This is a genomic window from Rhizorhabdus argentea, assembly GCF_037861105.1.
GTDB classification, from domain to species: domain Bacteria; phylum Pseudomonadota; class Alphaproteobacteria; order Sphingomonadales; family Sphingomonadaceae; genus Rhizorhabdus; species Rhizorhabdus argentea.
Genome location: NZ_JBANFK010000033.1, coordinates 21134 through 27133 on the forward strand (window position 1 = coordinate 21134; position 6000 = coordinate 27133).

Genomic DNA, 6000 nt, shown 5'->3' on the forward strand with positions numbered 1-6000 from the left:
GTCAGTTGTTGCGACAGAGCCCACTGTCCTATTATTGTCATCCTTCCCGCCCACCAGGATTGCGGTAAATCGAGCGCGCCCGGATCATAGCGCGCTCGACTTCGTCGACAGAGTACGGCTAGAATTTATAACGAACCTCGGCGACGAAAGTCCGCGGTGCGCCTGGCGTGGCGATGTTGTACCCCAGCACAGATCCCAATCCAAAACCGCCGCTGTAATAGGTTTTGTCGAATAGGTTTTTCACCGTCGCCGACAATGACCACCCGGCACCCTCGTCTTCGATCCCTATCCTGACGTTGGCAACAGTGTAGGAGCGAATTTCAGAGCCGGGATTGCTGCTGGCGTTCAGCGAACTGAAGTAATAGCTGGATTGGGACGTGAAGTCGCCCCGCGCCGAGAAACCTAAGCTTTCAGTCAAGGGGAATGTGGCGTCCAGGAAGGCTGATCCGATCCATTTAGGCGAGCTGGGATAGGGGCCAAACTTGCTCGGAATTCCGTACACGAGCGCCTCCGGCTTGGTAAAGCGGCCGTCAGTATATACCATGCTGCCGCCGGTCCGCAGCCACGGTGTCAGGCTTATTTCGCCGTCGATCTCAATGCCGGTGACTTGGGCTTCCGGCACATTGATCGTTACAACTCCCACAATTCCGTTATTCTGATTATAGATGGCGCGCTGAATATCCTTGATCCAGCTGTTGTAGGCGGCGATGCTGAAGCGAGTGGGCATTCCGCCGACGCTGCCCTTGAACTTGGCGCCGATTTCGATGTCCGTCACGATCTCGGGATCAAAAGCCGCCCCTCCCAACGATGCGGGAGCATCGACCGGCGCGCTGCCGCCGTTAAAGCCGCCGCTCCGGAAACTGCGCCGCGTGACTGCGTAAAGCAGCAAATGGCTGTTCACCTGATCCTGCAAGCCGAACTGCCAGTTCACCCGCTTATCGACTTTGGAAAGATAGTTTCTGTTGGGCGCCGGCAAGTTGTAGAAGTTACTTCCGGGTCGTTGCTCGCTGCTGACCTTCTCCGACGTGTATCGCACGCCGACAGTTGCGCCGAGGCCCGGAATTCCTACTGCTTCGCTAAGATCGTAGGTCCCCTGCGCATAGCCCGCGTAAGAGGTCGATCGGCGAGCGGTATTGGAGTGACCGGGGGAGACAGGAATGAACGGTGCGAGATCGAATGTCAGCGTGTAACCGTCGAGAATCGATTTTCCGGAGAAGTAATACAGCCCAGCGACATAAGAAAGATTGCCTTCTAAAGCGGCACCAACCAATTGTAATTCATCGGAAATATTCCGGTCTATATCGTTTTTTCCTCGGGCAGTATTCTCCTGGATCGTAAATGTCGATCCGTCTGCATCCGAAGCGTTGAGCGATTTGGCGCGGGAATAGCCGAAGATATTCTTGATCTGGGTATTCGCGCCGATTTCCAACGTGGTAATGTTGGACATCGTCACACTTTTTGAGCGGTGAATGAATACGCCGTTCGCGTTGATCTCGAACGGGCCGCGCGCTTTTTGGGCCGCCAGATCCGCAACCAGACCCCCGGGATTATAGCCGGGGTGAGCAGCCAGCACCGCTGCCCACGCGCCTGGGCCAAACACACTGTCAAGCGTAGGACCGAAGAACAGGGGGGAGGGGAAAAGCGCACTGCCAGTGCCCGGTGCATCGGCGCTGTAGGGGACGCCTGCCGTGCTCGATCCTTTGGCCTTATTGTAGCTGATGACAAACTGGTTCTCCAGCGCATCGGAAGGCCGGAGCGTTATGCTGAGGCGGCCACCATAACGCTCGTCGTCACCCACCCTTTGGTCGGTGAAGAGATTTCGCTGATAGCCGTGGCGAGTCTGATAGAAGCCTGCCGCTCGAACAAGGATTTGATCGGGAACGATAGGCAGGTTCACCGCGCCTTCGAATTGCCGGTTTTTGTAATTGCCGCCGCGCGCGACGACATAGCCCCCGAATTCCTCAGTGGGCTTGGCGGTAGTATAAAGAACCGCGCCGCCTGTCGTGTTTCGCCCGAACAGCGTACCCTGCGGACCCTTCAGCACTTGGACCGAGCCGAGATCGTAAAACACCGAGCTGTTACCGCTCGGCACCGAGACTTCGTTGACATAGGGCAGCACAGCCGGCTGGGACTGCGTAAACGCGTCGACAGCTTGCCCGCGAATGACATAATCGAGCTGATTGGAATCGTTCGAACTGCGAAGAAGGAGACCGGGCACGGCGGTCTGCAGATCAGCCTCGCTACGGATCTGCTGCTTGGCAAGAGCCTCCTCGGACAGCACCGAAACTGCCACCGGAGTTCGCTCAAGCCTTTCGGAACGACGCTGCGCGGTCACGATGATATCGTCTGGCGCTGCACCGGTCGCGACGTTCTGAGCAGTCTGCCCGAATGCGCCAGATGCCATGGCGGAGACGGCTACTGCCGCGCAGCTTATCATCATATGTATTTTTTGCATAATAATCCTCCCACTATTACTTTGCAGGCGGCAGCCATTCCATCGGGTCTTACACCCGCGTGCCGCCATAGCCTCGACCTCCGCAGTTTTACGAAAGCCGAATTTGCAGAGATTGCTTTATTGTTCGCCTCTCGGCGATATGTACTGATTAAGCCGAGGGCCCGCGCGTATTAGAATGCTGCTTCAGCGTCGCCGAAGCGCGCCAGGAAGGTGCAGCCACTGCAGATCGATCGACTGCTCGTTCGCGCTCAGCCTTTTGCTATCATCCGCCCAATCGGAGAGCCGCATCGGCGAAAGCCACAGTTCCTCGAAAGTCTAGTTGCCCAGAGGAACTGTCATTCGACTTAAAACAACCACAAAACATCCTCTCCATATTGTCTGCTTTGCGAAGACTGAGCCGCGATCGTTCGCATACAATGCCCCCCTGATGAGAGGGTTGGTATTATGGAAAGTGTGGCCCGTCAATTCAGAAAAGTGAGCGCTTGCTATTTATTTGTGCGGAGATAGCGTTGGGGCACGCTGGGTTCGATGTCAGGCCACATGCAACAGTGTTGAACAATGTTCCGGCTCGCGCCTCCCGCTTCCGAGGCGCCCTGGTTGATGCAGGCACGCGTGGTAACGCTCTCGGTCTTTCTTCGGCAGGGACAAATCGACGTTTAGAATCATCCATCCAATGGCAGTTTGAGATTTCCATTGGCGCGGCTGGATGGCATCGCTCGGGCCGATGCTATGGCGATGTAAAGCCCTGTTCCATACGGAAGGCCCGCTGGCGCGACGGTCCGCGCCTGTTCATTTGGCCTGTTGTCACGCCAGATTCCGCGTTAGCCGACCCACGGCTCTGATTTGGCTCCACCGAGTGGACCAACTGGTTTGTTAGCCATCTGAACTCTCCAAGATTTTATACCTACCATTTCGGCCAGATACTTGTCATCGAGGCTAGAAGCATCACTTGGATCCGTGCCAGCATCATGCGCTTCGTCTATCAAACGCGTATGTTGAAAACGAAGTGCTGCGCATTTACGCGGCCAACACATCAGCCCTCTTCCTCACTCTGTTATACGGTTTAGCGCCCGCCTTTTCCATAGAACGAGCGCGAGACCACGCCACCGTGAGGTTAGGCGATGGATGAAAGCAGATATCAGGGTGAGCCGCTACCGGCCTGTTAAGTACACAAGAAGCCGCCATCGACCACCAGCATGACCCCGGTATTATGACCCGCGCCCCTGCCGGCGAAATAGAGCACCGCGCTGGCCACGTCGTCAGGATCAGCGGGATGACCCAGCGGCACCTTCTCCTTGACGTGCGCGGCATTTTTGGGATCGTCGTAGATCCATTCGGTGTTGGTGGTCCGCAGCGGACCCGGAAGCACCGCGTTGACAAGGATTTTGTACGGAGCGAGTTCCACCGCAACGGAACGGGTGAATTGCACCAAGCCCGCCTTCGCCGAATTATAGGCCGACATCAGATCGTCCGGGCGGAAGGCTGCGGTCGAGCCGATGGTGACGACCCTGCCCGGCTTTCCGGCCGCCACCAGCCGCTTCGCCACGGCCTGGGTCATGAAGTAGGAACCCTTGAGGTTACGCTCCATCGTGTCCTGCCAAATCGCCTCGTCCAGCTCGAGGAACGGCGTGAAGGGGTGCATCCCGCCAGCGACGTTGGCCAGGATGTCCACTCCGCCGAACGCCTCGGTCGCCTTGTCGAGCGCCGGTTCGGTCTGCGAGAGGTCCGTCACGTCGTTGATGACCGAGATGGCCCTCCCACCGGCGGCGCGGATTTCTTCTGCCACCGCCTCGCCCGGCTCCGGCCGACGGGTCGAGACCACAATGTTCGCACCCGCATCCGCGAGGCGCAGGGCTACCGCGCGCCCCAAGCCCTGCCCGGCGGCGGTTACCATCGCGGTTTTTCCCGTAAGATCAAGCAAAGCGGTGGTAGGACCATTGGCAAGCTGCGTCATGATGAGCCTTTCTAATTTTCATCTCTCCAAGCGACGCGCCCACATATGGATCGTTTTGTGGCCATCCCGTCCCCTGGTTTTCGCAACTGATCAGGGCGACGAGAGCGCGGAACTTCACGGCCTTTATAGGTTGTATAACGGTTGTTACAAGTGAGAAAATGCGCGGGCTCTTGCTGAGCGCGATCACAAGCGGGCTTGGTTCGCGGCTGAGGGGCGCCGCCTCCTCGAGTAGCAGCTGCCGTGAACTACGTTGCGAATGTATGCTGCATGCTACGCATGGTGAACGCTAGGCGGCACGCCAGAGCCAGAAGACTCGCGAACGCGGTTTGTCTCCTGGTTGCTTCACGTTGACCGGCATATCGGGTTTCGAGAGACTAAGGCAGGAGCATTGTCCTCCGCCTAGGCTTAGTGGACTGCTCTTCAATCTTTAGCCCAGAACGCAGGAACGTGGCGCCGAGCGCTCGCCACGCCGCGGTTTATTTTAGCAGGGCGGTCAGAAGAGTTCGTCGGCGAACTTCCTCATGGCCTCGAAGCCTTCCTCAACGGAGCGGCACTTCGGACTGTAAATGATCTCGTCCAGGCCCATCGCCTCATATTGGCTGATCGCATCTTTTTGCGACTGCACCAAATGCAGCTCGCTAGCACCCAACTGTTTATAGAGGCTCGAAACCGACCGGCCGCTTTCCGCCATATGTGTGGCGAGTTCATCGAGGAGAGCTTCGAACTCGGGTAGGGTCTTCCAGTTGATATAGAAGCCGTCGCCATGTCGGGCAATTCGCCGCAGCGCAGACGGCGTTTCTCCTCCGATCAAGATGGGGGGATGCGGTTTCTGAACGGGCAGCGGATTGATGCGCCCGCCCGCGAAGTTGGCGAATTTGCCGTGGAAGGCGCTATCATTTCCCGACCATAGGAACTTCATGACTTCGAGATATTCGTCCGTGCGCTGCCCCCGCTCTGGAAAAGGGACGCCCAGCGCGTCGAACTCCTCGCGCATCCAGCCGACTCCGGCACCGAAGAAGAAGCGGCCACCGCTCATGAAATCGAGAGTCGCGATCGCTTGTGCCTGCGGGATCGGCTGGCGGTACCCCACAACCGCGACACCCGTGCCCAGCCGAATGGTTTTCGTGGCGCCAGCGATCGTCGCCAGCCAGACGAGCGGATCATACCAAGGCGCCTGAAAATCGAATTGGCCAGCCGGATAAACCGATGCGTCAAAAGCATTGGGGATAAGGATATGTTCCCCGATCGACAGCGAATGAAAACCGATCTCCTCGGCTTCCTTAGCGAGGCGGATCATATCATCCGCGGTCGGAAAATGGCCGAGTAGCGAGTTGCATGAGAGTCCATACTTCATGGCATGATCCTAAATTTGAGAAGACGAGCGCGCGTTGTGCGTGGCGACGCGCCGGAACCCGCGAAACTCGCGCGACCGGAGGTCACTCGACCATGTGGACTATGGCGTGGCGGGCATTCCTGCGCCTGATCGATCTTGGACGCCGCCGATTTCGCCGTGCCGTCGCTCGTCATAAGCTGAAAATTGCGCCGCATGGCCTTGCCGGACCGCCCGCTTCAGGCCGGGCCGGTTGCTGCT

At 57.9% G+C, this 6000-nt stretch carries 3 protein-coding genes; all 3 read right to left on the reverse strand.

Going from position 1 to position 6000, the window contains the following annotated elements; genetic code table 11:
• Positions 1-118 precede the first annotated feature (118 nt).
• Positions 119-2455, reverse strand: a complete 2337-nt coding sequence (locus AAC645_RS19185; protein ID WP_340318185.1) for a TonB-dependent receptor — start codon at positions 2453-2455, stop codon at positions 119-121.
• A 1162-nt stretch (positions 2456-3617) separates the two neighbouring features.
• Positions 3618-4409 carry an SDR family NAD(P)-dependent oxidoreductase gene (locus tag AAC645_RS19190; RefSeq protein WP_340318186.1) on the reverse strand — a complete coding sequence of 264 codons (792 nt, stop codon included), beginning with the start codon at positions 4407-4409 and terminating at the stop codon, positions 3618-3620.
• Positions 4410-4902: 493 nt separating this feature from the next.
• Entirely contained in the window at positions 4903-5763 is an 861-nt protein-coding gene (locus AAC645_RS19195) for an LLM class F420-dependent oxidoreductase (protein ID WP_340318187.1), read from the reverse strand.
• Positions 5764-6000: the final 237 nt, after the last annotated feature.